The sequence below is a fragment of the Streptomyces sp. NPDC047014 genome (genome assembly GCF_040644195.1).
Lineage (GTDB): Bacteria > Actinomycetota > Actinomycetes > Streptomycetales > Streptomycetaceae > Streptomyces.
Map to the genome: position 1 here is coordinate 34,390 of NZ_JBEYVX010000005.1, position 24,748 is coordinate 59,137.

23 protein-coding genes and 1 tRNA gene are annotated in these 24,748 nt (G+C 70.5%); 10 read left to right on the plus strand and 14 right to left on the minus strand.

The window, feature by feature from the left end; translation table 11 throughout:
- Positions 1-14 precede the first annotated feature (14 nt).
- Together ABZ873_RS04765 and ABZ873_RS04770 are read left to right on the plus strand one after the other, a co-directional pair.
- The gene (locus ABZ873_RS04765) at positions 15-3,338 is read left to right on the plus strand and encodes a PAS domain-containing protein (RefSeq protein WP_360865158.1); all 3,324 of its coding nucleotides are present in this window, start codon (positions 15-17) and stop codon (positions 3,336-3,338) included.
- 13 nt (positions 3,339-3,351) lie between these two features.
- The gene (locus ABZ873_RS04770; RefSeq protein ID WP_360865162.1) at positions 3,352-3,927 is read left to right on the plus strand and encodes an antibiotic biosynthesis monooxygenase; all 576 of its coding nucleotides are present in this window, start codon (positions 3,352-3,354) and stop codon (positions 3,925-3,927) included.
- Positions 3,928-3,931: 4 nt separating this feature from the next.
- On the opposite strand, the gene ABZ873_RS04775 is transcribed toward ABZ873_RS04770, so the two are convergent.
- From ABZ873_RS04775 to ABZ873_RS04825, 11 genes are all read right to left on the minus strand, one after another.
- Complete coding sequence (locus tag ABZ873_RS04775) at positions 3,932-5,581, minus strand: long-chain fatty acid--CoA ligase (protein WP_360865165.1); 1,650 nt, start codon at positions 5,579-5,581, stop codon at positions 3,932-3,934.
- A gap of 185 nt (positions 5,582-5,766) precedes the next feature.
- Positions 5,767-6,300 (minus strand): SigE family RNA polymerase sigma factor, encoded by a 534-nt coding sequence (locus tag ABZ873_RS04780; RefSeq protein ID WP_360865168.1) that lies wholly within the window; start codon positions 6,298-6,300, stop codon positions 5,767-5,769.
- Positions 6,301-6,436: 136 nt separating this feature from the next.
- Entirely contained in the window at positions 6,437-7,603 is a 1,167-nt protein-coding gene (locus ABZ873_RS04785; protein WP_360865171.1) for a lipid-transfer protein, read from the minus strand.
- Positions 7,600-7,983 (minus strand): MaoC family dehydratase, encoded by a 384-nt coding sequence (locus ABZ873_RS04790; RefSeq protein WP_360865174.1) that lies wholly within the window; start codon positions 7,981-7,983, stop codon positions 7,600-7,602. Before ABZ873_RS04790 ends, ABZ873_RS04785 begins: the two co-directional genes overlap by 4 nt.
- Entirely contained in the window at positions 7,980-9,011 is a 1,032-nt protein-coding gene (locus tag ABZ873_RS04795; RefSeq protein ID WP_360865177.1) for an acyl-CoA dehydrogenase family protein, read from the minus strand. The genes ABZ873_RS04790 and ABZ873_RS04795 overlap by 4 nt, the downstream gene beginning before the upstream one ends.
- Complete coding sequence (locus ABZ873_RS04800; RefSeq protein ID WP_360865180.1) at positions 9,011-9,979, minus strand: OB-fold domain-containing protein; 969 nt, start codon at positions 9,977-9,979, stop codon at positions 9,011-9,013. The genes ABZ873_RS04795 and ABZ873_RS04800 overlap by 1 nt, the downstream gene beginning before the upstream one ends.
- Entirely contained in the window at positions 9,976-11,127 is a 1,152-nt protein-coding gene (locus tag ABZ873_RS04805) for an acyl-CoA dehydrogenase family protein (protein WP_360865183.1), read from the minus strand. Before ABZ873_RS04805 ends, ABZ873_RS04800 begins: the two co-directional genes overlap by 4 nt.
- A 224-nt stretch (positions 11,128-11,351) precedes the next feature.
- Entirely contained in the window at positions 11,352-11,663 is a 312-nt protein-coding gene (locus ABZ873_RS04810; protein WP_360865186.1) for a hypothetical protein, read from the minus strand.
- Positions 11,664-12,143: 480 nt separating this feature from the next.
- A complete protein-coding gene (locus ABZ873_RS04815) occupies positions 12,144-12,605 on the minus strand; it encodes a DUF6344 domain-containing protein (RefSeq protein ID WP_360865189.1) in 462 nt (153 codons plus the stop codon).
- Positions 12,606-12,931: 326 nt separating this feature from the next.
- Positions 12,932-13,037, minus strand: a tRNA-OTHER gene (locus ABZ873_RS04820).
- A gap of 58 nt (positions 13,038-13,095) precedes the next feature.
- Entirely contained in the window at positions 13,096-14,214 is a 1,119-nt protein-coding gene (locus ABZ873_RS04825; protein WP_360865193.1) for a DUF4062 domain-containing protein, read from the minus strand.
- Positions 14,215-14,304: 90 nt separating this feature from the next.
- Here ABZ873_RS04825 and ABZ873_RS04830 point away from each other — a divergent pair, with 90 nt between their 5' ends.
- Positions 14,305-14,757: a hypothetical protein gene (locus ABZ873_RS04830; protein WP_360865196.1), complete on the plus strand. Its 453-nt coding sequence runs from the start codon at positions 14,305-14,307 to the stop codon at positions 14,755-14,757.
- A gap of 33 nt (positions 14,758-14,790) precedes the next feature.
- Here ABZ873_RS04830 and ABZ873_RS04835 read toward each other — a convergent pair whose 3' ends face one another.
- Positions 14,791-15,600, minus strand: a complete 810-nt coding sequence (locus tag ABZ873_RS04835; protein WP_360865199.1) for a class I SAM-dependent methyltransferase — start codon at positions 15,598-15,600, stop codon at positions 14,791-14,793.
- Positions 15,597-16,904, minus strand: coding sequence for a helix-turn-helix transcriptional regulator (locus ABZ873_RS04840; protein WP_360865201.1), 1,308 nt, complete (start codon positions 16,902-16,904; stop codon positions 15,597-15,599). The genes ABZ873_RS04835 and ABZ873_RS04840 overlap by 4 nt, the downstream gene beginning before the upstream one ends.
- Before the next feature lie 240 nt (positions 16,905-17,144).
- On the opposite strand from ABZ873_RS04840, the gene ABZ873_RS04845 reads away from it, so the two are divergent.
- The 5 genes from ABZ873_RS04845 to ABZ873_RS04865 all read left to right on the plus strand — a co-directional run bounded on the left by ABZ873_RS04845 (position 17,145) and on the right by ABZ873_RS04865 (position 20,593).
- Positions 17,145-17,372: a hypothetical protein gene (locus ABZ873_RS04845; protein WP_073794824.1), complete on the plus strand. Its 228-nt coding sequence runs from the start codon at positions 17,145-17,147 to the stop codon at positions 17,370-17,372.
- Positions 17,373-17,541: 169 nt separating this feature from the next.
- Positions 17,542-17,673: a hypothetical protein gene (locus ABZ873_RS04850; RefSeq protein ID WP_008740613.1), complete on the plus strand. Its 132-nt coding sequence runs from the start codon at positions 17,542-17,544 to the stop codon at positions 17,671-17,673.
- Between the two features lie 19 nt (positions 17,674-17,692).
- The gene (locus ABZ873_RS04855; protein ID WP_360865204.1) at positions 17,693-18,877 is read left to right on the plus strand and encodes a cupin domain-containing protein; all 1,185 of its coding nucleotides are present in this window, start codon (positions 17,693-17,695) and stop codon (positions 18,875-18,877) included.
- Positions 18,874-19,767: an aldo/keto reductase gene (locus tag ABZ873_RS04860; protein WP_073794821.1), complete on the plus strand. Its 894-nt coding sequence runs from the start codon at positions 18,874-18,876 to the stop codon at positions 19,765-19,767. Before ABZ873_RS04855 ends, ABZ873_RS04860 begins: the two co-directional genes overlap by 4 nt.
- Complete coding sequence (locus ABZ873_RS04865; RefSeq protein WP_360865208.1) at positions 19,748-20,593, plus strand: hypothetical protein; 846 nt, start codon at positions 19,748-19,750, stop codon at positions 20,591-20,593. The genes ABZ873_RS04860 and ABZ873_RS04865 overlap by 20 nt, the downstream gene beginning before the upstream one ends.
- A 1,571-nt stretch (positions 20,594-22,164) precedes the next feature.
- Here ABZ873_RS04865 and ABZ873_RS04870 read toward each other — a convergent pair.
- Positions 22,165-22,641 (minus strand): GntR family transcriptional regulator, encoded by a 477-nt coding sequence (locus ABZ873_RS04870; protein ID WP_360865211.1) that lies wholly within the window; start codon positions 22,639-22,641, stop codon positions 22,165-22,167.
- Between the two features lie 204 nt (positions 22,642-22,845).
- Between ABZ873_RS04870 and ABZ873_RS04875 the strand changes: the two genes are divergently transcribed.
- Both ABZ873_RS04875 and ABZ873_RS04880 read left to right on the plus strand, forming a co-directional pair.
- Entirely contained in the window at positions 22,846-23,223 is a 378-nt protein-coding gene (locus tag ABZ873_RS04875) for a hypothetical protein (RefSeq protein WP_360865214.1), read from the plus strand.
- 103 nt (positions 23,224-23,326) lie between these two features.
- Positions 23,327-24,745 (plus strand): FtsK/SpoIIIE domain-containing protein, encoded by a 1,419-nt coding sequence (locus ABZ873_RS04880; protein ID WP_360865218.1) that lies wholly within the window; start codon positions 23,327-23,329, stop codon positions 24,743-24,745.
- The last annotated feature ends 3 nt before the right edge of the window (positions 24,746-24,748 follow it).

Genomic DNA, 24,748 nt, shown 5'->3' on the forward strand with positions numbered 1-24,748 from the left:
GGAGGAAGCTCGTCGTGAGCAGCAGGCCATCCCGAGGCGCTGCTCGCCTCGCAGCAATACTCGACGCCCTTCCGGACGCGTTGTTGCTCGTCAACGCCAACGGCACGGTCGTGAACGCCAATTCGATCGCCCTCGAGGTGATGGAGAGCCCCGGGACCGGGCTCGTCGGCCGGGGCGTGCTCGACCTGCTTCCCGAGTTCGACTCCAAGCTGATCCCCGGCTCCATGCGCCGGCCCGGCGAGGACGACGGCGGACGCGCCAAACCCAAGCGGATGATCGCGCGCCGCACCGACGGCTCCGAGTTCCCCGTCGAGGTCACCAGCGCCCATCTCGACGGCCGCGACGCCTACCGCGAGCCGCAGCCCGCCTACACCGGTGACGAGCTGCTGATGCTCGTGGTGCGGGATCTCTCGCAGACCGTGGACACCGAGGCCGAGCTGGCCCGCTCCCAGCGGCAGACCGAGATGATCCTGCGCGCCGCCGCCGAGGGCGTCGTGGGTACCGACACCGACGGGCGGGTGGTGCTGGTCAACCCGGCCGCCGCCCAGATCCTCGGCTACCGCGCCACCGACCTCGGCAACCGCGAACTGCACGGCCTGGTGCAGCACTCCCGCGCCGACGGCTCGCCCTTCCCCTTCGAGGAGTCCCCCCTCGCCGACACCCTGCGCAGCGGGCGCAAGCACCGCGTCCGCGGGCAGGTGCTGTGGCACAAGTCCGGGCAGCCCGTCGCCGTCGACCTGACGACCTCCCCGGTCCGGGACGGCGAACAGCTCGTCGGCGCCGTCATGACCTTCACCGACCGCCGGCCCTACGACGCCTTGGCCGCGCGGCACGCGCAGCTGCTGGCCGTCCTCGGCGAATCGCTGCGCGGCCCGCTGGACGAGCTGCGCGGCGAGCTGGCGACCCTGGCCGCCGACGACGCCGGACAGCTGTGGCCCGAGGCCAACCAGCTGCTGCACCACCTGGCCGCCGGGTATTCGCGGATGACCGCGCTGGTGGACAACGTGCTCGGCTTCCAGCGCCTGGACGCGGGCAGCGACAAGCTGGCCAAGAAGAAAGTGCTGATCAACGGCGTGGTCACGGACGGCGTGGACGCCGCCGTCGAGCTGATCGGGCCGGGCCGGGCGCAGTTCGCCGTGCACGCGCCCACCATCGAGGCCGAGGTGGACGCCGCGCGGATCTCGACCGCCCTCGCGCACCTGATCGCGGACGTCGCCGGGGTGGACGCCACGGGCAAGACCCGCCAGGGCAGCGGCTACAGCGACTCGACGATCGTGGTGGCCGCCGCGCAGCGCGGCGATGTCGTACGGATCGAGGTGCGCGGGCCGTACGAGGGCGGCAGCCCGGTCCACGGGCCGATCGTGCGGGGGATAGTGGCCGCGCACGGCGGCGTGCTGCAGACGGTGGAGGTGCCGGGCGCGCCCGGCGGGGCCTGTGTGCTGGAACTCCCGCTGGGTGCGGGCGCCGGGACGGTGACCCTGCCCGAGCCGCCGGAGGAGCCTGCGGCGGACGGTGCCGAGGACGGCGCCGGTACGGCGGCGGGTGCGGCCCCCGGCAAGGTCTCCGGCGGCCGGCGGGGCCGGCGCGGCGTGGACGCCTTCCTGGAGGACGAGGCCGCCGCCCCCGAGGCCGCGCCGTCCGGGCAGGGCGGGGGCGCGCTGGCGCTGCCGTCCGGCAGGCGGCGCGCGGGGGAGGCGGGCCCGCCTCCCGCGGCTCCTGAGCTCGCGCAGTCCCCGGTGAACCCGGCCGGTCTCGGTACGGGCCGCAGGCGCGGCCGGGCCGGCGACGGCAGCGGCGAGGGCCCCGAGGGCCAGGGCGGTCCCGGCCGGCCCGTGCACCCGCAGGGCACCGCCATGCCCGCGCTGCCGCCGGTGCCCCCGGTTCCGGTGAGCGAGCACCCGGCCGGACGGCGCCGCGCGCTCGGTGCGCCCGGTCCGGCCCAGCCCGCCGGCCCCGTCCCCGCGACGGGTCTCGGGCCGGCGCCCGCACCGGCGCGGCCCATCGCCACGGAGGGCGGCTTCGCGCTGCCCGCGGGGCCGACCCCGGCTCCCGCGCCCGCCCCGGTGCCCGCCTCGGGCGGTTCCGCTTCCGCCGAGGGCGCGGCCTCCGACGCCGACGGCGAGGCTCCGGCCGGGCGGCGCGGCCGCCGCGCGCTGGGGACCCCCGGCGGCGAGCCCGAAGCGGCCGCCGAGCCGTCCGACACGCCCGCCGAGAACCCGACGGGGCGGCGCCGCGCGCTGGCCGGGGCGCCCGCCTGGCCCGCTCCGGCGGCCGGTGCCGCCGAGGACGAGAGCGCTCCGGGCCCGGCCGCCGTGCCCGGCGCACGGCAGCCGCAGGACGCGCCGCCGACCGGCCAGGGCGGGCAGCCGATCAGCGTGCGCGCACTCGGCACCCTGGGCCAGGGCATCGCCGTGGACCCCTCCGCCACGGGTCCGGCCGCCGGTTCCGGTTCCGGCCGTCGGCGGCGGCTGGCCGAGCCCGCGCCGCAGGGCCGGGCCTTCGCCATAGGGGCTCCCGAGGCCGGTGCCGATGAGGGGCCCGAGCCGCTGGACGGTCCGGGCGGGGCGGTCGAGGTGGTCAACCGGCCCGTGCCGCAGCCCGTGGACGACGAGCTGCCGCCCGAGCCCCTGGACAACCCGCGGCGGCTGCTGGTGTGGCCCGCGCCCGATGCGCAGACGCAGCAGGCGCTGAGCGACCGCGGCTACCGCCCGGTGATCGTGCACTCCCGCGAGGAGGTGGACGCGCAGATCGCCGCGTTCCCCGCCGCGCTGTTCGTCGACCCGCTGACCGGCCCCATCACGCGGACCGCGCTGCAGTCGCTGCGGCAGGCCGCCGTGGCCGCGGAGGTTCCCGTACTGGTCACGGCCGGGCTGGGGCATGCCACGCGCGAAGCGGCGTACGGAGCGGATCCGGCGGTGCTGCTGAAGGCGCTGGCGCCCCGGGACAGCGAGCAGCATCCCTCGCGGGTGCTGCTGATCGAGGAGCGCGAGGAGATCGCGACGGCGCTGACCGCGGCCTTGGAGCGGCGCGGGATGCAGGTCGCTCGGGCGGGCGCCGACACCGACGCGGTGGAGCTGGCGACGCGGATGCGGCCCAACCTGGTGGTCATGGACCTGATGCAGGTGCGCCGCCGGCGGGCCGGGATCGTGGACTGGCTGCGCGCCAACGGGCAGCTGAACCGTACTCCGCTGGTCGTCTACACCGCGACCGGGATCGAGGCGGCCGAACTGCCGCGGCTGGCCTCGGGCGAGAGCGTGCTCTTCCTCGCCGAGCGGGCCACGACGGCGGACGTCCAGGGCCGCATCGTGGACCTGCTGGCCAAGATCGGCACCAACTAGCGATCCTGGCCGGATGGCTGTCATCAATACGAGCGAGCACACCGTCCCCGCTGACAACGGGGAGGTGAACCTGCTCATCGCCCGCCAGGTGGATCCGGGCCACGAGGAGACCTTCGAGGCGTGGGCCCACGGGATCCTGGAGACGGCCGCGAGCTTCCCGGACCACCTCGGCTACGGGCTGTTCCGCCCGGCGACGGAGGGCGGGCCCTGGTTCCTGGTGCACCGCTTCCGTGACCAGGCGGCCTTCCAGCGCTGGCAGGACTCCCCGGAGCGGGCGCAGTGGTTCTCCAACTGCCTGGGCCACCACCACACGGAGATAGCCCGGCGGGAACTGCAGGGCATGGAGACCTGGTTCGCCAAGCCGGGGACGACCCGGCCCGCGCCGCCGCGGTGGAAGATGGCGATCAGCTCGGGGCTGGCGATCTTCCCGATCTCGCTGGTGGGCAACGCGGTGCTCGGGCCTTACCTGGTGGATCTGCACGTCGTGCTGCGGACGGCGGCCTTCGCCGCCGTCTTCAGCACCCTGATGACCTACGCGGCCATGCCCGCGGTGAGCCGGCTGCTGCGGCCGTGGCTCACCCGGGGCTGACCGCTCAGTCGAGCCTGGTGACGTCCAGTGCGCCGTCCGCGTACTGCTGGCGGATCACCTTCTTGTCGAACTTGCCCACGCTGGTCTTCGGTACCGCCTCGATGATCGTCCAGCGCTCCGGCAGCTGCCATTTGGCGATGGTCCGGGCCAGGAACTCGCGCAGCTCCGGGTAGCCGGCGGTGGCGCCCTCCTTGAGGACGACGGTGGCCAGCGGGCGCTCGCCCCACTTCTCGTCGGGGACGGCGACGACCGCCGCCTCCGCGACCTCCGGGTGCGCCATGAGGGCGTTCTCCAGCTCGACGCTGGAGATCCACTCGCCGCCGGACTTGATGACGTCCTTCGCCCGGTCGGTGAGGGTGAGGTAGCCGTCGGCGCTGATGACGCCCACGTCGCCGGTCTTGAGCCAGCCGTCGGCGCTGAACTTGTCCTCGGGTGTGAAGGGTTCACCGGACGCGCCGCCGTAGTAGGCGCTCGCGATCCAGTTGCCGCGCACCTCCAGCTCACCGGCCGACTCCCCGTCCCAGGGGAGCAGGTCGCCGCCGGGTCCGACCAGACGGGCCTCGACCCCGGCCGGGAAACGCCCCTGGGTGATGCGGTAGGGCCACTCCTCCTCGGCGCTCAGTCCGGCGGGCGGGTGGGCCATCGTGCCGAGGGGGGAGCTCTCGGTCATGCCCCAGGCGTGGCAGACGCGGACACCGAGCTTGTCGTACGCCTCCATCAGCGAGGGCGGACAGGCCGCCCCGCCGATGGTGACCTGCTTCATCGACGTCAGGTCGCGGGGGTTCGCGGTGACCTCGGCCAGCAGCCCCTGCCAGATGGTGGGGACGGCCGCGGCGTGCGTGGGCTTCTCCCGCTCGATCATCTCGGCGAGCGGGGCGGGCTGGAGGAAGCGGTCGGGCATCAGCATGTTGATGCCGGTCATGAAGGTGGCGTGCGGCAGACCCCAGGCGTTCACATGGAATTGCGGGACCACGATCAGGGTGGTGTCCCGGTCCGTCAGCCCCATCGACTCGGCCATGTTGACCTGCATGGAGTGCAGGTAGAGGGAGCGGTGGGAGTAGACGACGCCCTTCGGGTCGCCGGTGGTGCCGGAGGTGTAGCACATGGCCGCGGCCTGGCGCTCGTCCAGCTCGGGCCAGTCGAAGCTGTCGGAGCGGCCTTCGAGGAGCTGCTCGTACTCGTGCACCCGTACGTTCAGTCCGTCGAGCACCGAGCGGTCACCGATGCCGCTGACCACGACGTGCTCGATGGTCGGCAGGTGCGGCAGCAGCGGCGCGAGCAGGGGCAGCAGGGTGCCGTTGACCAGCACGACCCGGTCGGCCGCGTGGTTGACGATGAAGACCAGCTGCTCCGGGGGCAGCCGCAGGTTCAGCGTGTGCAGGACCGCGCCCATGGAGGGGATCGCGAAGTACGCCTCGACGTGCTCGGCGTTGTTCCACATGAGGGTGGCGATGCGGTCGTTCTGCTGTACGCCGAGCTCGTCACGCAGGGCGCCGGCGAGGCGGGTGGCACGGGCGCCGATCTCCGCGAAGCTGCGGCGGTGCGGCTCGCCTTCCCCGGTCCAGGTCGTGACCTGGGACTTCCCGTGGATCGTCATCCCGTGACGGAGTATGCGGGTGACGAGGAGCGGTACGTCCTGCATGGTGCTGAGCAAAGCGTCCTCCCGGTGAGCGCTGCGGCGCTGCGGCGGCTACGGATGCAGCCGATTCTGCGCACGTACCGGTCGGCATGTCACTACCCGGGAGTAGAACCACGCCGTGTTTCACGTGAAACATCCTCCTGTTTCACGTGAAACATCGCCTCGTTTCACGTGAAACACCGACCGGGATCGGGCCGGGCTCAGCGCACCGGGCTCAGCTCCGGGTCCTCGCGGAGCTTGCACAGCGCGCGGGAGACGGCGCTCTTGACCGTGCCGACCGAAACGCCCAGCAGCTCGGCGGTCTGCACCTCGCTCAGGTCCTCGTAGTACCGCAGGACGACCATGGCCCGCTGCCGGTCGGGGAGCCGGGTCACCGCACGCCACATCGCGTCCCGGAGGGCCTGCGCCTCGGCGGGGTCGGCGGCCGGGGGCTCCTCGCTCTCCGGCAGCTCGTCGCAGACGAACTCGTCCACCTTGCGCTTGCGCCACTGCGAGGTACGGGTGTTGACGAGGGTCCGCCGGACATAGCCGTCCAGGGCGCGGTGGTCCTCGATGCGGTCCCAGGCCACGTACGTCTTCGTGAGGGCCGTCTGGAGCAGGTCCTCCGCGTCGCACGGGTTCGCGGTGAGGGAGCGCGCGGTGCGCAGGAGGACCGAGCCGCGGGTCCGGACGTACGCCGAGAACGACGGGTACGGCGTCGGATTCGAGGCGAGCGTGCACACAGGCGGGGTCATGGCTCCACGCTAGGAGCGCCCGCCCCTGCTGGAATCGGCCGCAGGTGCCGATGGGGGATCCGTCTCAGGTTGTAGGTGTAGGGCTCTCCCCACCCCCTGAAGGTGGAGGGGCCACGGACCGGCCGCGATCCGGATCTCAGCCGTCGGCGCCGAGGATCAGACCGGACGTGGGCACCCCGGTACCGGCGGTGACGAGCACCCGGCCTGCCCCCGCCACCTGGTTCACGGAGGTGCCGCGCAGCTGACGGACGGCCTCCGCGATGCCGTTCATGCCGTGCAGGTACGCCTCTCCCAGCTGGCCTCCGTGGGTGTTGAGCGGCAGTGCGTCCGCGGCCACGAAGCTGGCGGCCTCACCGGGACCGCAGAAGCCGAACTCCTCCAGCTGCATCAGTACGAAGGGGGTGAAGTGGTCGTAGAGGATGCCGACGTCGATGTCCGCGGGGCGCAGCCCGCTGGTGCGCCACAGCTGGCGGGCGACCACGTCCATCTCCGGCAGCCCGGTCAGGTCGTCGCGGTAGAAGGAGGTCATGGCCTCCTGGCGGCGTCCGGCGCCCTGGGCGGCGGCGGTGATCACGGCGGGTGCCTGCCGCAGGTCGCGGGCGCGCTCGGCCGTGGTGACGACGAGGGCCTGGCCGCCGTCGGTCTCCTGGCAGCAGTCCAGCAGCCGCAGCGGTTCGACGATCCAGCGCGAGGCCGCGTGGTCGTCGAGGGTGATGGGCCGGCCGTGGAAGTAGGCGGCCGGGTTGTTCGCGGCGTGCCGGCGGCCGGTGACCGCGACCTGCCCGAACGCCTCGGGGGTGAGGCCGTAGGTGTGGAGGTAGCGCTGGGCGGCCATGGCCACCCAGGAGGCGGGGGTGAGCAGCCCCCAGGGCAGCGACCAGCCGAGCGCGGCCCCTTCCGCCGAGGGCTCCCGCTGCTGGACGCCGGAGCCGAAGCGGCGTCCGGAGCGCTCGTTGAAGGCGCGGTAGCAGACCACCACCTCCGCGACGCCGGTGGCGACGGCGAGGGCGGCCTGCTGGACGGTGGCGCAGGCCGCGCCGCCGCCGTAGTGGACGCGGGAGAAGAAGGAGAGTTCCCCGATGCCCGCGGCCTGCGCGACCGTGATCTCGGGGCTGGTGTCCATCGTGAAGGTGACCATGCCGTCGACGTCGGCGGGGGTCAGTCCGGCGTCGTCGAGCGCGGCGTGCACGGCTTCGACGGCGAGCTTGAGCTCGCTGCGGTCGGAGTCCTTGGAGAACTCGGTGGCTCCGATCCCGGCGATGGCGGCCCGCCCGCCGAGGCCGTCCCGGGTGCGGACGCTCATGCCGGCACCTCCGCCGTGACCGTGCCGGAGACGTGCCGGCCCAGGCTGTTGGCCCCCACGACCCGGATTTCGACGGTGGCCTCGTGCACGGCGGTGACGGTGCCCGTGAGGGTCAGCGTGTCCCCGGGACGGTTGGGCGCGCCCAGGCGGATGGCCACCTTGCGCAGGACGGCCCGCGGCCCGAGGTGGTCGGTGATGTAGCGGCCGACGAGGCCGTTGGTGGTCAGGATGTTCATGAAGATGTCCGGGGAGCCCTTCTCCCGCGCGAGCTCCGCATCGTGGTGCACGTCCTGGTAGTCGCGGGAGGCGATCGCGCCCGCGACGATCAGGGTGCGGGTGACGGGGATCTCCAGGGGCGGCAGCGTGTCACCGACGTTCATGCGGGTCCCCCCTCGGCCAGCGAGGTGCCGAGCTCGGCCAGCAGTTCGCTGCCGCAGCCCAGGTAGGCGTCGAGCTGGCGCCCCCACAGGAAGTGCCGGTGCACGGGATGGTCGAGGTCGGCGCCCGTGCCGCCGTGCAGGTGCTGGCCCGCGTGCACGACCCGCTTGCCGGCCTCGGAGGCCCACCAGGCCGCCGTCAGTGCGTGCTCGCGGGCGGGCAGGCCCTGGTCGATGCGCCAGGCCGCCTCGTACGTGGTCACCCGGATGGCCTCCGTGTCCATATGGGCGTCGGCCGCGCGCAGCATGACCGCCTGGTGGGTGGAGAGCGGGCGGCCGAACTGCTCGCGGGTGGAGGTGTGGGCCACCGCACGGGCGAGGGAGCCCGCGCAGACGCCCGCCTGGAGTCCGGCGAAGGCGGTACGGGCGGCGGCGAGCGTGTCCTCGTAGGCTCCGTCGGCGCCGAGGGGTTCGGCCTCGGCCCCGCTCAGTTCCAGGCGGCCCGCGGACCACGGGGCGGTGGTCTCCACCGGCGAGGTCCGCACCCCGGGCGCGTCGGTCCGTACGAGCCACAGCCCGCGGTCCGCGTCCGGGACCAGGACGTGCGTGGCGTCGCGCAGCCAGGGCACGACCGGGGCGGTCCCGGTCAGCCGGCCGCCCCCGGCGGTGATCCGGCCGCGGGCGGGGAAGGCCCCGGTGGCCACCGCCTCGCCGGTGCCGAGGGCGGGCAGCAGGCGGGCGCGCTGCTCGGCGGTGCCGTGCGCGGCCAGGGGCAGGATCCCGTACGCGCAGGTGGCGGCGTAGGGGACCTGGGCGGTGGTGCGGCCCTGCTCCTCCAGGAGGAGGACCAGGCCGAGCAGGCCGGTCTCCTCGACGGCAGTGATCAGTCCGGCGGCGGTGAGGGCCTTCCACAGCTCGGCGTCGCTGCCGGTGCCCGCGGCGGCGAGGCGTTCGGGGGTGGCGAGGTCGGAGAAGATCCGGGCGGCGAGGCCGACGGCGGCGGCCTGCTCCTCGGTGGGACGGAAGTCCATCAGCCCTCGCTCCCGCGGAAGACGGGGAGTTCGAGCTCGTCGTCGACGCGCAGGAACTCCAGCTGGACGGGCAGGCCGATGCGCACCTTGTCGTAGGGGACACCGGTGATGTTGCTGATCATGCGGACCCCTTCGGTGAGCTCGACGAGCGCGACGGCGTAGGGCGGGTCGAAGGCCGGGAAGGGCGGATGGTGCATGACGACGTAACTGAACACCGTGCCGGCGCCGGTGGCCTCGACGGTGTCCCAGTCGGGGGAGGAGCAGGCGTTGCAGCCGGGCAGCCACGGGAAGCGGAGGGTGGTGCAGGCGGTGCAGCGCTGGATGAGCAGCTTGTGGTCGCGGACGCCGTCCCAGAATCCCTGGTTGTCGCGATTGATCACGGGCCGGGGGCGCCTGGCCGCGCGCTGCTTCGGGGGGCGGGCCATGGGGGCGTACTTGAGGATGCGGAAGCGGTGGGTGCCGGCGAGGGCGCCGTCGGCGCGGATGTCCATGCGGGTGGTCACGAAGTGGCCGGTGCCGAGCCTGGTCGTCTTGCGCGGTGACACGGACTCGATGACGGCGTCGAAGGTGATGGTGTCGCCGGGGCGCAGGGGGCGCAGGTACTCCTGCTCGCAGTCGGTGGCCACGACGGAGGTGAAGCCGGCGCCGTCGAGCAGGGACAGCAGCTCGTCGTAGGCGGAGGAGCGGTCCGTGTGGCCGGAGAATCCGCCCATGGTCCACGCCTGGAGCATGGTGGGCGGGGCGACGGCGTCCGGGCCGGTGTAGGCGGGGTGGGTGTCGCCCATGGCCTCGCACCAGTGGCGGATCATCGGCGTGTTGACCGGGTCCTTGCCGCGGCCGGCGGTGGCGGCGGGCTGTCCTTCGAAGGCCGCCAGGAGGGTGTGGAAGCGGGCAGCCTCGTCATCCGCTGCTCGGGCCGGGGCAGCCTCGTCATCATCCGACGCCGCTCGGGCCGGGTCCGCCGTCATCGCTTCCTCCCCTTCATGCCGAGCCGCATCATGGCGACGATCTCCCGCTGGACCTCGCTCACCCCGCCGCCGAAGGTGTTGATCTGGGCGGCCCGGTTCATCCGCTCCAGCTCGCCGCCCGCGAAGGCCGTGGGGCCCCGTACGAGGGCCTCCTCGCCCACCACCTCCTGGCACATCCGGTACACCTCGACGGCGGACTCGGTGCCGAGGAACTTCACCCCGCTGGCGTCGCCGGGGGCCAGTGCGCCGCTGCCCACGTCCTGGACGAGCCGCCAGTTGAGGAGCCGTACGGCGGCCAGCCGCGCATGGGCCTCGGCGAGGCGGGCCCGCACCCACGCGAGGTCGGCGGGCCGCTCCCCGGTGACCGGATCGGGGGTGCGGGCATGACGGAGGGCGTGCGCGTAGAAGTCCTCGGCCTGCATGCCGATGGCGGCGAGGGCCACGCGCTCGTGGTTGAGCTGGTTGGTGATCAGGCCCCAGCCGCCGTGTTCGGGGCCGACGAGATGGCCGGCGGGTACGCGGACGGAGTCGTAGTAGGTGGCGGTGGTGGTGAGCCCGCCCACGGTCTCGATCGGGGTCCAGGAGAATCCGGGGTCACTGGTGGGGACCAGGATGATCGAGATGCCCCGGTGTTTGGGGGCCTGCGGGTCGGTCCGGCAGGCGAGCCAGATCCAGTCGGCGTTCTGGGCGTTGGAGGTGAAGATCTTCTGCCCGTCGATCAGCCAGTCGGCGCCGTCCCGGACCGCGCGGGTGCGCAGGGAGGCCAGGTCGGTGCCGGCCTCGGGCTCGGAGTAGCCGATGGCGAAGACGGTCTCGCCGCGGAGGATGCGGGGGAGGAAGTAGTCCTTCTGTTCCTGGGTCCCGTACTTCATGAGGGTGGGGCCGACGGTGTTGAGCGTGACCATGGAGACGGGGGCGCCGGCCCGGTACGCCTCGTCGAAGAAGACGAACTGCTCGTCCGCGCCGCGCCCCTGGCCGCCGTACGCGACGGGCCAGCCGAGGCCGAGGCGGCCGTCGGCGCCCATGCGGCGCAGGAGGTCGCGCTGGCGGGCCGGGTCCTCCGGGGGCCCGTCGGGGAGCAGGTCCTTGAAGTACGCGCGCAGTTCGGCGCGCAGTCGCAGCTGGCGCTCGGTCGGGGCGAGGTGCACGGTGCGGGCCTCCCGGCATCACATCGGCGCAGATATCTGACTGTCCGTCAGATACGGCGGGTGTGTCAAGGGCGGGAGGGGAGGCGGGGGCGCGGGGCCGTGGGGGCGTGGGGGCGCGGGGGCGCGGGGGAGGTGCGGGCATGCGCGAGGGCGCCCGCGCTACCGGACCCCAGCCGGTCCGGTCGCACGGACGCCCTCACGAGGTGGGACGGGTGGTGCCGCTGCTACCACCAGGGGAAGAAGTTGACCGCCACAGTCGTGGTGTCCTGGTCGATCGCCGTCAGCGCCGAGCCGTTGACCTGCGCGCTGTTGCTCTGGTTGGACGCCCCGGAGCCGGTGGCCACCTGCTGCGAGGTGGAGGAGTTGCCGAGGTTGTCGCCGGCCACGCCGCTGCCGATGATGCTGGCGACGCCGGCATTCGATCCGTCGTTCGCGAGGGCGCCGTTGTCGGCCGAGGCCACGCCGCCGAAGAGGGCGGCGGCGAGGGGGAGAGCGGCGACTGCGGCGATGACGCGGACGCTACGGATGTTTGCCATGTCTTGATCCTCCAGAAAACCGAAGTGGGAATCTCCCCAAGGCAGTTGGCCGACCGCCTTGGTCGTGGTGACGACGTCGCGAGACCAGAGTTGCCCACCGAATCCCCGGCGAACCACCCCGGAGTCACCGATTCCCCCGCAAGCATGACCAACACCGGATAAACCTGGTTCACGCCCCCTGAGACCCCTGAGCCCCAGGTCAGCACCCCCGACACTGCTGAAACCCGCGTCACACAAGGGCGACGCGTTCCGCCGGACCTACGTGTCCTGGGCATGCCGAAAAGGGCCGCGCGTGTCCGGGAACCCCACCGTCTCCCGGGCCAGCGGCCCTGCAATGCCATGCTTCACACCCCATGCACGCCCCCCGGCGCACGCCGGGGTGATCCTGCTGTGCCCACTCCGGGGGCACTGCGCGGGCGCGATCCACGGCCGTCGCGAGCGACCGGTCTCCAGCGCCTGCACCTCGACCGTCGGTACGGGCTATGCGGCGAGCGCGAGCGTCTCGCGGGCGGCGGCGACACGACCGGCGACCGCCTGCCCCGGCACCCGTCCGGCCCGACCATTCCCGACCCCTGCGCCACCACCGACACCGACACCGACACCATCACGGACACCCGCACTTGAGGCTGCCGCACCCGCTCCGGCACCCATGGCGGCGGCGGTGGTCGAACGGCGCACCGCGGGGGTCTTGCCGTGGGCCTCGGCCCGGATCCGCTGCTTGATGGTGGGCGGCAGCGCACCGCCCCGCATCACCTCCCGCCAGCTCCGCCGCACCGCGACGGCCGGCCGCACCGCGGAGGCGACGGGCGCCGGGGCGGCGGGAGCGGCGGCGGCCACGGCGGCCGGGGCCGTCTTCGCGCCGAAGCCGAGGGAGGAGAGGAGCGCCACCAGAGCGGCGAGGACCGAGGTCCAGATCGAGGTGAGGACGGTGCGCTGAGCCATGACGGGTTGCCTCGCTTCGTGATGTTCGGACGGGCGGATCTGAATACATTCGTCATGATGTGGGTGCAACCGCAGGGCGTTCATCACACGCGCCGATCTTCCGACAAACACCACTCAAAAGGCCCAGTCCCCCTCCCGAGCCCCCGACCCGAACCCCACCCGGACCCCCCGATTCCCCAGTCCCCCCAAGGCTTCCCACCCCGACACACCCACCCAGCCCCCGCAACCCGAAGCACCACGCCCCACCTCACCCGACGGAGAACGGCGGCGCACCCGGGCACGCGAACGGCCCCCGACCTCGTCTGAGGTCGGGGGCCGTTCCGCTGCGGTGGGTGTGGGATTTGAACCCACGGTGACATCGCTGCCACGACGGTTTTCAAGAGAGTGCTGCGGGAGTCGTCTCCGCCCTGGCTGACCTGCGCCTTACCCACCCGCCCTGCTCTTCGTCGCTTCGGGCGGTCCACGCCTGGTCCACTGGGTCAGTAGAGCGCTACCGGCGGGCCTGCAAGATCAGCACCTGTGCCAGGTGTGGAGCGACCTCTGCAGCGCCAATCCCAAGGGCTGCAAGAGTGACAGACTCATCGGGCTCGGTCCGCAGTTGGCGACCCGAACGCCCAGGGCCAATGGGTTGGTACGACTGGCGAGACCGCCGCGGATCAAAGGTGTCGACGCTCATGAGCATCTCAGTCAACACGCCGGCCGCCACCACGATGCGGTCTGCCTGGACGATATTCAGCGCCCCGGCAAACCGCAGCAGGCCAGCGAGCTGCTGAGGCAGCACATCAGCATCCAAGATCGCGCCGCAGCTGTCTCGGGGCAACGTAGCCCGGATCGAGAGCTGCCCCGTCTTGTACAGGCGGCATTCCGCTGTCTCACCCTCCTGAGGCGTGTTCCATGACCGTGGCCGACTGGCCGGAATGCTGACGCCCACGTATCCATCAGCCCTGATGGGGTTCAGTGCGACATCGCTCCCGATCATCCGAGTAGCTCGGATTCGTTCCATCAGCGACGCACCCAGTTGATCTAGCTCACGTGCCGAGTATCCAGGGAAATCCAGCGGAAGGACGTGCAGTTCCAGCGGGAGATCGCGGTCGCTGGCGGCCTGGGAGGCCCTATCGTCCGAGGACCAGTGAAGGGCCGGTTGCTGCAGAATCTTGGCGAAGGCCAACGGTGACGCGGCTGACTCCAGTTCCCTTACCTTCTGCACGATCTTGATCGTCAGGTCTTCCGAGGTGTGGAACGTGTCGCGGAACTTTCCGGTGGCGTAAGCCTCCAAGATCCGCACAAAATTGTGCTGATTCGGCTCGAACTCCACGCCTTCCTTGCGGTAGACGAAACTGGGTTTGCCTGCTGCTTGGGCAGCTACCCATTCGTCATGCGTAGCCGACTGCCCTGTCTCTGGGAAGACGTGGCCGTAGAACGGACCAAGGAGGAAGAGGCATACATCCGCGGATTCCAGGGCACTCAGACACGCCTCACGACTTGGCACGGTCTGAGCCGAAAAGTCCTCGAATCGCACTGGAGTGTGACCAAGTGCGGTAATCAACGGACTGAGGGCGTCTCGCTCTTTCACAAGACCTTTGCGGGCGCTGCTGATGAAGATCTTCACGCTACGGTGTCTCCACTGCTGCGGTTCGCCTTCACGGCGAAGCGGTTGGCTCGTGTGTCCAGTGTGCCGATCCTGGGGAGGAGGTGCTTCATGCCTGACGCTTCAGACGAGGCAACACGCGCCTACTGGAAAGAGCACCGAGAGCAGCTACGACAGTGCGAAACCCAACGCTCCACGCTGACGAACCTCCTCATCGTCGTTACAGCTGCGTTGAGCGCTCTGATCGTGCAGCAGAAATTCACGCTCAATGTCGTACCCCTATGCATCTTCGTCGTACTGACGGGTGCGTACGGATCTGTCGCTGTATCTAAGTACTACGAACGAGCCTCCTACCACCTCTCTCAGGCGAGGGCGTTGACCGCAGATCTGGTGGCGCGAGGAGTGCTGGGGTCGAAAGAGGGGCTCGTGCAGGCGCGTGTTGAGCACAACAACAGGTTCCCCCGCCTGCACCGCATTCGGCTGCACCGGCTATGGGTGATGCTGCATCTCGCAATTGCGCTCTACGGCGTGGCACTCCTCTGCGTATGTGTGCTTGTGGCTTGACGGCAGAGACTCGCAGGCAGTGTGGTGCCAGGCTCACCGGCAGACAAGTATCCCGCCCAGACAGGTGACGCGAAAGACGCCCTCTGCCTCAATGACCCTGTTGACTCGCTCCCGCGCACGCTCGATCGTCTCCCGGAACGGGACGCCCATCTTGTCCGCCCAGGCTTCGTACGAGGCCAAGTGCGCAACAACTGGTTCGGCGTCGGTCACCTCGATCACTCCTGGCAGGAGGATCGTGCGGATCTCGCTGAAGACCGTACCGAGGATCGCGGGCGCGTCCTCCAGGGTGAAGCGAGCAGAGAGCTGCACCCGGGCCGGGCCCTCCTGGATGCCCAGCACATCGCCCGCGGCCTGGCGCCAAAGGTGCTCCAGTTCCAGCTTGTCGGTCCTGCTGTTGGTGGAGACGATCGCGATTCCGCCGGGCGCCAGTACACGGCCCAGCTCCCGCACGGCCTGGGCCTGGTCCTCGACGTGGTACAGCATGTGGAGCGCAAGCACCGCACCAAGGGCTCCAGTGGTGATGGGGAGCTGCTGGACATCCGCAACGAGGGCTCCGGGTATGGCACCGAGGATGCCGTGAGACACATCCATGGGAAGCACCACCAGGTCCGGACGGTCTTCCCGCACCCGGGCGACGAACTTCCCGTTTCCGCACCCCACGTCCGCGACCGCACCGCGTGCGCCGGCCAGTTCGTTCACAACGATGCCCGGAAGGTCGTGGCTGGGGGTCTGCCACTGGTAAAGGGATTGACGGGCCGCCAGGTGCTGACCCGTGCCGTACGCCTTGGTGGAAAGAAGGCTGCGGTCGGTGACCAAATGATCAGGCGTGGGTTGGACGGTCATCGGGGCTCCGTGGGGTTGCTGGCGAGAGCGGGCCGGACGGTCACCTCGTGAATGTGCGCGCGGAGATCGACTGCCGACTGTGCGCCACGGTACGGCTCGCTTCCGAGGAGCGCGGCTAGATTGCGGAGCCTGATGGTGATGCTCGCCGTGAACACCTCGGCGGTGAAGACCTCCGAGAGCTTCACACCGGCCCTCTCAACCTGGCCACTCGCAAGGTAGGCCGTGGCCAGGTCCAGGTGGGCGGCTTGTAGATCGCCGGGGGAGCGGTCGCCCTCTGGCCCGGCGTGGTACAGCTCAACGGCACGATTGGAAGCGCCTATGGCGTGCCGGGTCTGCTCGTCGCCCCCGACGGCCAACAGGGTGGTACCGGCGTAGGCCCACTGTTTGGCCTCGGGAAACGAGAAGACCCCGGGCAACTCGTCGGGTCCCGCAGTACTCCGTGCCTCATGTGCCAACGCGAGTACCCGCAGCGCACTGCGATTGTCCCCTTCGGCCGCACGGGCTCGGGCCTCCAAGCTCAGTAGCCGGGCCTTGATCGTGCCTGCGCCGGGACCTCGACCCTCGCTATGCCCGGCCTGTGCAAGGTCTCCCGCCCGCCGGTAGTCCCCCGCCCAGTAGGCGGCCAGCGACTGGAACGACCGTGCCCATGCGCGCAACGGGGAGTGCTCCGAGATCTCCGCGCACTGCACCACCGTGCGGGCATGAGTAGCTGCGGCGGAGCGGTCCCCCAGGTCAAGCGACACATGCGCCGCGAGACCGGATAACCACCCCGCAACCACGTAGAGGTGACGGATCTGGCTGGGGTGCTGGCGGCCCTCCAGCAACCGGAACACCGCACCCCGAGCCGTGCGGATCTCCGGGATCAGGAGAGGCAAAGGCCGGCTGACGAAGTCCCGGGCGAGTCGTTCGACGTCAGCGTCGAACTGCTCCAGCACGAGCGCGTTGACGTTGGTCTCCGCCGCGTGGCGAGCCAGTCGGGCTGACAGCTCCATGTCGGCGGCCAGGGATCCGACATCATCAGACGGAGCCTCTTCGGCCGCCCTTTCATCCGGTGCGGCGGACCCCTTCGGGTACAGGCCCAGCTCCTCTTCGCTGGCGACCTGGAACACCGCGCACAAGGCGGCCCTGTAGTCACCGGAAGGCCACGTGATGGCTCCTCGCTCAAGGCGGGAGACCCAGTTTGCATCAAGCTCCGGATCGCGCCCGGTGGCTGCCTGAACCTGAGCGCACACGCGCTCCGCGACCTGTGTCTGAGTCCATCGCTGGGAGTTTCTGTGTCTGCGAAGAGCTTCGTTCGCCATCATCCCGCCGTCCGCTGGTCGAGCCGGGCGCCGAAATCGTAGCCGGGATCTGCCTTCCGAGTGCCTACAACGTGCCTAGTGGAATGCCCTGTTGGGGTCTTGGCCAGCGGAGTTGACTGGTCTCAGCCGCCCGGAGAGGCGGCCTCCCCCTCGCAGCGGGTCGCAGGGCCGTCCGCAACGTCACACCTGCGGCCCGCTGTGTCCCCGGAGTGCAGTGCCCGACCTAGACCGAGGAGAGGCGCAGTGTCCACCAAGAGCCGTTTTCGTCAGCGTCAGACCGTGCCCGGCTGGGTCAGCGAGGGCACCCGCATCCGCGACCCGCTGAACGGCCGCACCGGCATCGTCCAGTTCATCGGCGAATTCGAGGACCCCAAGTCTCGCGTCGTCATGCAGAACGCCGTCTTCGTCCGGCCGGAGGGCGGTGGGGTGGAGTGGGTCGTCGAGGACCCTTCCAGCCTGGAACGCGGCTGACCGCACGCGCCCCCTGGGGTTGGCGTCAACAGCTCGCCGTCCTCGTGTACGCCGTCGCCGCCAGCGTCCTGGTGGTCACCCTGGCCGTCGCCGGAAGCCCCGGGAGCTGACTCACAGATTTCCCTCCGGGACCCCGGCGGGATCCATCGAGATCAGGAAGGAGTACGGAATGAACGAGAACGCTCCCACCGAGCAGAACAGTGGCCTGCTGATCGGCGTTCGCCGCATCGCGGCGGCCCGCTCGCGTGCCGAGGAAGCCTCGGACAACACCGGCGGCAAGTCGGACATGAACGACACCTGATCGACCGAGGAGACCCACGGTGATTGATTCCGCATCGTGGGCCGAGCGTCTGGGCGAGGACACGTTCCTCGCCCAGACGTGCTTCCGGGCCCACAAAGTGATCCGCTCAAACGGCAACACGTCCCCCTCGCCACTGACCTGGGGCGACCTCAACGAGATCGTGGCCGCTCACCGGCTCGAACCGCCCCGGATGCGGCTCTCGCGTGCCGGGGAGGCTGTCCCGGCCACCGCGTACTCCATCCTCCGCACGAACCGGCGCGGGGTGTCCTGGTACCAGCCCCAGCCTGCCGACTTCCACGCACGGCTCGCCGAGGGCGCGTCCCTCGTCATCGACGCGATCGACCAGATCCACCCGCCCGTCCGGGAAGCCGCGGCCGGCCTCGAACGGTTCTTCCGCACCCCCGTGCAGGTCAACGCATACGCCTCGTGGACCGCCGAGGAAGGCTTCGGCACCCACTGGGACGACCACGACGTAGTGGTGCTCCAGCTCGAAGGCTCCAAGCGGTGGAAGATCTACGGCCCCACCCGGCAGGCCCCCGCCTGGCGCGACGTGGAAGCCCCAGAGGTCCCGACGGGCGACCCGATCGCGGACATCGTCCTGACGCCCGGCGACCTGCTCTATCTGCCGCGCGGCTGGTGGCACGCCGTGAGCGCCGACCAGGGCACCGCATCCCTCCACCTCACCTTCGGACTCGCCACGCAGACCGGCGCCGAGTTCCTGGGCTGGCTGTGCGACGGCCTGCGGGCCAGCGTGACCGTACGGGCGGACGTACCGCGTTTCGGCACCCCGGAGGAGCGGGCGGACTACCTGGCTGCCGTACGGAAGGACGTGCTGGCCGCCCTGGACGACCCTGCGGTTCTCGATCGCTGGGAAAGGACCCTGGACGCGACGCACCCCGGGCACCCGCGCCTGTCACTGCCCCACCTGACCGGCGTTCCTGCCGAACCCGGCATCACCGTGCAGGCCACGGTGCCCCGCGCCCGGATCGACCAGGACGACCAGGCCGTGACCTTCGCCGGGGCAGGGAACGAGTGGACCTTCGCCCTCCCCGTCGCCCCGGTCCTCCGCCTCCTCGCTGGTGGATCGCCGGCCACCTTGGCGGACCTGGCCGCCGAGTCGGATCTCACCCTCGTACAGGTGGCGGAAGTCGTCTCCGCGCTGGTTGCCGGTCAAGCCGTCGCCGTGGTCGGGGGCTCCTCGTGACTGCTTCCCTGGGACTGGGGACGTACCGGGTGCGCGCCGTCGAACAGGCGGCCCGCACCGCGTGCGCCGACGGGCTCGTGTGGATCGACACCGCCCCCAACTACGGCAGTGCCCACCAGGCGCTCGGCCCCGTCATCGCCGACCACCCACGCGCCATGGTGGCGACGAAGACGGGCTTCTTCACCCCGGATGAGGGCGCGGCTGCTCTTCGGGACGGGCTCCTCACTGCCGCCCAGGTCCGGGCCGGACACAGCCTCGACCCCGGCTTCGTCCGGTGGCAGACGGAAAGGTCCCTGGCCGCTCTCGGCCGAATCGACCTCGTGTTCGTCCACAACCCGGAGCACGCCGGCCTCAGCCCCACGGAGCTGCATCCGGCACTGCGTGATGTGTTCGCGGTGCTGGAGGAGTTCGCGGCTGCGGGCAGGATCGGCGGGTACGGCGTGGCCACCTGGTCGGGGTTCCAGCACGACGCCTTCTCGGTGTCCGAACTCCTTGGCCTGGCCATCGAGGCCGCTGGTTCGGGTGAACATCATCTGCGGGCCGTCCAACAGCCGGTCAGCCTCGTCATGGCAAGGCCGATCGCCCTGGCCCTCGACGGCAGGGGCCCTCTCGTCCTGGCCCGCGCGGCGGGCCTGATCACCTTCGGCTCCTCGCCCCTGCACGGCGGCGAGCTGCCCGGCCTCGTCACCACCGAACTCGCCGAGTTCATCCGCCCGGGGGCCTCGCCGGGCACCGCCTGTCTCCTCGCTGCGGCCTCCTGCCCGAGCCTGGACGTGGTACTGCTGTCTGCCGGCACCGCCCACCATTGGGCCGCCGCAAAGGCCACCACTGCCGCCCCGCTCGATCCGGGCCACCTCAGGAAGGTCACCGATGTACTCGCCCAAGGATGAGACCACCAGGGCACGCATGGCGGACGCCCTGGCCCACGCCGCTGCCCGCCTGTCCACCACGACGACGGGGGCGCCGGCCTGGGGATGGCTCGGCCGCACCATCGGCAGTCGCACCGCAGGCGGTCACTGGCTCCGTGTCCACTGCGGTGAGGCAGCCAAGACCCCCGCCACCCGGAACGAGGGGATCGCCCTCGCCGAGGAACGGGTGTCCGACAAGGTGTCCCGCCCTCACCTCCACGACCTGTACCGCTGGGGCGGTGGCGAGTACGTCTTCGAGGCGGAGTTGATCGACTACATCGCCCAGCCCGTCATCTCGCCGGAAACACCCGACCTGGCTGCGGATCCGGGCCTGCCGGACTCCTGGTGGACGACCCTGCGGGAAAGCCTGGACGCTCTCAGCACCGCGGAACCGCCCCGCGAGACCATCCGCCAGTCCTGGGCCGACCGGGTCTTCCCCGAGTTCCTGGGGATCCCCGCCCCGGCCATCACCGAACGCGTCACCGGGCACGCAGACCTCCAGTGGGCCAACCTCACCCACGACCCCCTCGTCATCCTGGACTGGGAGCGCTGGGGCGCCGTCCCCGTCGGCTACGACCCCGCGATGCTCTACGTGAACAGCCTCCGCGTCCCCGCCGTCGCCGACCGCATCCGTGCCGAGTTCGCCCACGTCCTCGACACCCCCGCCGGCCTGATCGGCGAACAGATCGCCCTCGCCGAGATGCTCCAGGCCGTGGGCCGCGGCTGGTACGTCGAGCTGGCCCCGCTCCTGCGCCGACGCGCGGAGAACCTGACGGGGGTCCGTCCTCCGGCCCCGTCCCCCGCCTGATCGGCGCCTCCTGCACGAGCCCCAGCGCACCCCCTCCGCGCTGGGGCTCGCGTGCGTCAACTTCCGCCCCGTCTCTGGCGTTTGGCGATGACTGCCGCACAGGTCAACGCGGTCGGCCGGAGCGGCTTTGGCCGGTGCCCTGTTCGGGTTGGGGTCGGGCATGTTCAGGGGGCCTTACGCTGTCCGGCAACTCGGGCAGGCTTTGATCCTGCCCGGAATTTGATCGAGTGGCCCCCTGGACTTGCCCGACGCGGGCCCCGAGCCGAACAGGTGGGTAAAGCCGTGGAGGCCGACCGCCCCGGCCGCATCTGGGTGAAGGGCAATCCGCGGTGGCCCGCGCGTTCCTGGCGTATGTCCCGCTGCTGTCGGCCGTGCTCGCCGTGGGGCGGCGGGCGGAGTTTTTTCACGGGTCTGACTGCCCGCTCCCCGGGCTATTGCGGCGCGAGCGGACGGGGGCCGTCGCAGGCGGTGGCGGAGACATGGAGCCAGCGGCGGCCTGGGGCCGCCGCGCCGCGCGGCCCGCGTCAGCGGGCCGCCTTGATCCAGTAAAGAAACTTTGGACAGCTCACCCCTTCGGCCGCTTCGGGTGGCGAGTATCGGGGCATTTTGCCCTGAAATGCCAGGACCATAAAAGCAATCGCCCTTTCATCCCGAGTTGGGCCGGTCTGTTCGGGGAATCGCTCTCCCTTATCCACAGGCTTGGCGTGGTTGCCTGCTCTTCGTACGGAGTTGTCCACAGGGAGGGCGCGGCATGGCCGTTCGGGGGAGGTGTCCGCTTCGACTGGTTGCGTGCGATCGCACCGGAAAGTCCGGAGCGGAACGGCAGGGGAGACGCACGATGCGGGCCAATGTGACTGCCCGTCACACAATCCGGGGCAATGGCATGTACATGCTCCAAACGAAGAGCGGGGCGCAACATAGCAGCACATCTCCGGTTAGCGAAACCGGGGATTCTCTGGATCCTTGCCTTCACCGACCTGTGCGGCCAGGCCCAGAGAGAGAAGAAATGCAATGCAAATCACCCGCGTCGACTGTCACACCGCAGGCGATTTTTATACGTCCCAAACGGTGGGGGACGCTTAGCACGCGACCCGCGGCTTCCGAATTCCGGGACTCTGCGGAGGCTTGGCGCAGAGTCGCGCGCGAACGGGCGGAGGCGGAGCGGATGACGTGCAGTGAGGCCGGTGGCACGGCTCCCTCTTCCGTGGCCCACCAGGCGGGATGCGTCTTCTGGGTGGATGTGCACGGGGCGGGATTCATGGAAGTAACTTCCCACTTCTGCCCGCCTGACGGGCAGGGGTTCGCTTTGTCCGCAGGGTTCGGTGCACCCTCATATCGGGGGTGGGCGAAAGGGCCACCCAACCGGTCACCAGCGGAGACGCGTGTATGGGATGGACCGGATCAGGGCCGGATGGCAGAACCGATGGCAACGCAGGGGGAAGAGAACCAGATGGGTACGCAGGAAGCGGTATCGGCTCAGGCCATGGTCGCGGAAATGCTGGCGGCAGTGAGGCGAATGCGCCTGGAGGCCGCAGTACTCATCGAGGACGTGGCGGAACTGCGGCGGACCGCTACTCCCGCTCCTGCCCCTGTCGCTCGGCCCGGAGTTCGGCGACTTCCCGCTTGAGCTGCTGATGGTCCGCGCTCAGCGCGCGGATCTCGTCTCTCAGCAACCCAAGCATCTCGGTCAGGGCATCGGCGGGTATCACCTCACCGCCGGGGCCCCCTACCGAGGCATCGCCTCGCTTGGATGCCAGGTACCAAGCGGGAGCCTCGTAGTCAGCGGGGATGTCGTGGGCCAGTTCCGGAGCGTCGGCAACGAAGCTGCCGCGTCCTTGGACCGTATAGACGAGCCCCTCGTCCCGCAGGACGTTCACGGCACTGCGGGCGGTCATGCTCGCGATGCCGAAGCGGTCTTGCAGCTCTCGGTACGAGGGAAGCTGCTCACCCGGCTTGAACCGGCCTGCCTTGATCTCGCGGCGAAGCTCGTCGGCTGCGTGCTGGTACGGCGGCCGGCGGTCGGGCTTGGCGGTGTGGGCAGGGGTCATGCCTCCAGGGTAGCCACCTCTAGCACGCCTAGCACACCGCTCTGACACTTCGTCCGCCCTCTGCCCCGCTGTCGCAGCCTGCTGCAACTTCACGACCCCGCTATCCATTCCGATTACCTCACTTGACACTGCTAGCACTGCTATGTATCAATTGCTGTGTCGCCGCACCTCAGCGGCTCACCTGACGAAAGGTTTCACCACCCCATGCCCATGACTCGTATCCCCGTCTACGTCTCCGACTCCACGAACCACATGGTCGTCACGCCTCCGGTGCCCAAGTGGAAGGACGAGGAGAACGGCATCCGTGCCACCGACCGCGAGACCGGCGCCGAGCTGGTCACCCTGACGCTCGTCGTCATGGAGGAGGGGCGGGCAGACACGATGAAGATCACCATCGCGAAGAACGCCCTGCCCAACGGACTGCACCCGGGCCGCTACGTCCGCCCGGTCAGGCTGGTCGCGACCCCGTGGGCGCGGATCTTCAACAACCAGCTCCAGGACGGTGTGGCCTACCGGTGCGAGTCCCTGGAACTGGTGGAGGCCCCGGTCATCCCCGAGGCCCCGCAGGAGATCGCGGCGTGACGAACCCGCCCGCTCTCATCTGCTCCGCTGCCAGCACGGCGTCCGACTCTCGTGGCCCCGTGCTGGCGGCGGGGCCCGCCCCTGAAAACGAAGGAATCCCCTCGTGGACGATCTAAATGGCGCCTTTGGCTACGCGCCCTACGCTGTCGGCCTCGGCCTCGCGCTCTTCTTCGTCTGGTCTCTCCTGTGGATCGTGCGCTACGTCCGTGCTGACCGCATGATGCGGGCCAGCATCCGCCAGGCCATACGGGTGCGCCGCACCTGGAAGCGCCTCGCACCGATGGCCGGTCTGTCGGTCACCGACAAGACCCCCACCATGCTCGCTCAACTGTCCGATTCGGACGGTAAGAAGCAGCACAAGCCTCGTGTCCTGATCCCGAGCCTCAAGGTCACCCCAGATCCCTTCGGGGTAATGGTGCGGGCGAACTGCCTGCCGAAGGTGAGCCTGGAAGAATTCCAGAAGGCAGCCCCCTACCTGGCCGACGCCTGGCGCTGCACACGGGTCTCAGTCCTTCCCGACGGGCCCGGACAGGTCCTGATCCGCGGTGTCAGGACGGACCCGTTGATCACCCTCACCTCCCACGTACCCACCGGCCACCCGCCGAAGGAATCCACGAAGTGGGAACTGGGCGTGGACGAGTACGGCATGCCCATCGTCGTACCGCTCAAGGACGTACCCGGTATCACCGTGGGCGGCCTGCCCGGCTACGGCAAGTCCTCGCTGACGAACCGGCTGATCTGTGACTGGGCTCCTTCGCCGGCCATCCAGTTCGTCACCCTCGACGGCAAGGTCACCCACGCACGGGAGGGCGACTACGCCGACCTGGCACAGCGGATGTTCTCCTTCTGCGGCGACGACCTGGAGGCCGCGAACAAGCTCCTCAAGCGCCTTGTCGAGCTGCGGCGGGCCCGCTCGGCCTGCATGAAGGACGTCCTGGGCGTCAAGAACATGTGGCACGTCGGCCCCTCGGAGATGTGGCCGCTGGTCGTCGTCAACATCGACGAGGCCCACACCTTCTTCCGCGACTACAAGGGCTCCGACCCGGAAACCAAACGCCTCGCCGCACTCGCGGCCGAGAACGCCCGCCTGGTTGAAGACCTCGTCAAGAAGGGCCGCGCCTTCGGCATCCTGACGATCCTGATCACGCAGAAGACCACCGGCGACGCAATCCCGACTTTCATCCGCGACGTATGCCCTGTCGGCCTGTCGTTCGCCCAGAAGACTGCCGAAGCCGCGGTGGCCGCACTCGGCGAGGACATCCGCAACTGGCCCGACGCCAACCCCATCAACCTCCAGGACCCCGCCTATGTCGGCGTCGCGGTCATGTCGGCCCAGGGCCGTCCCGGCTTCGTCCGCATCCGCACCCCCTACGTCGCCGACGAGAAGGCCGCCCGCATCGCCGAACAGACCGCGCACCTGGTCCGCGACCCCTTCAAGCTCCTGGAGAAGCTGACGGGCCACACGGTCGTGGACCTGGCCAAGAGGTCTGACGAAGACGGCCCCGAAGCCCTCGCCGCCTGAGCC

Coding starts and splice junctions, on each gene's coding strand:
- ABZ873_RS04865 (WP_360865208.1), top strand. CDS start 19,748: ATGTACTCGCCCAAGGATGAGACCACCAGGGCACGCATGGCGGACGCC.
- ABZ873_RS04800 (WP_360865180.1), bottom strand. CDS start 9,979: ATGACGGCGGACCCGGCCCGAGCGGCGTCGGATGATGACGAGGCTGCC.
- ABZ873_RS04850 (WP_008740613.1), top strand. CDS start 17,542: ATGAACGAGAACGCTCCCACCGAGCAGAACAGTGGCCTGCTGATCGGC.
- ABZ873_RS04810 (WP_360865186.1), bottom strand. CDS start 11,663: ATGGCAAACATCCGTAGCGTCCGCGTCATCGCCGCAGTCGCCGCTCTC.
- ABZ873_RS04840 (WP_360865201.1), bottom strand. CDS start 16,904: ATGATGGCGAACGAAGCTCTTCGCAGACACAGAAACTCCCAGCGATGG.
- ABZ873_RS04815 (WP_360865189.1), bottom strand. CDS start 12,605: ATGGCTCAGCGCACCGTCCTCACCTCGATCTGGACCTCGGTCCTCGCC.
- ABZ873_RS04795 (WP_360865177.1), bottom strand. CDS start 9,011: ATGGACTTCCGTCCCACCGAGGAGCAGGCCGCCGCCGTCGGCCTCGCC.
- ABZ873_RS04770 (WP_360865162.1), top strand. CDS start 3,352: ATGGCTGTCATCAATACGAGCGAGCACACCGTCCCCGCTGACAACGGG.
- ABZ873_RS04835 (WP_360865199.1), bottom strand. CDS start 15,600: ATGACCGTCCAACCCACGCCTGATCATTTGGTCACCGACCGCAGCCTT.
- ABZ873_RS04790 (WP_360865174.1), bottom strand. CDS start 7,983: ATGAACGTCGGTGACACGCTGCCGCCCCTGGAGATCCCCGTCACCCGC.
- ABZ873_RS04875 (WP_360865214.1), top strand. CDS start 22,846: ATGCCCATGACTCGTATCCCCGTCTACGTCTCCGACTCCACGAACCAC.
- ABZ873_RS04870 (WP_360865211.1), bottom strand. CDS start 22,641: ATGACCCCTGCCCACACCGCCAAGCCCGACCGCCGGCCGCCGTACCAG.
- ABZ873_RS04785 (WP_360865171.1), bottom strand. CDS start 7,603: ATGAGCGTCCGCACCCGGGACGGCCTCGGCGGGCGGGCCGCCATCGCC.
- ABZ873_RS04830 (WP_360865196.1), top strand. CDS start 14,305: ATGCCTGACGCTTCAGACGAGGCAACACGCGCCTACTGGAAAGAGCAC.
- ABZ873_RS04780 (WP_360865168.1), bottom strand. CDS start 6,300: ATGACCCCGCCTGTGTGCACGCTCGCCTCGAATCCGACGCCGTACCCG.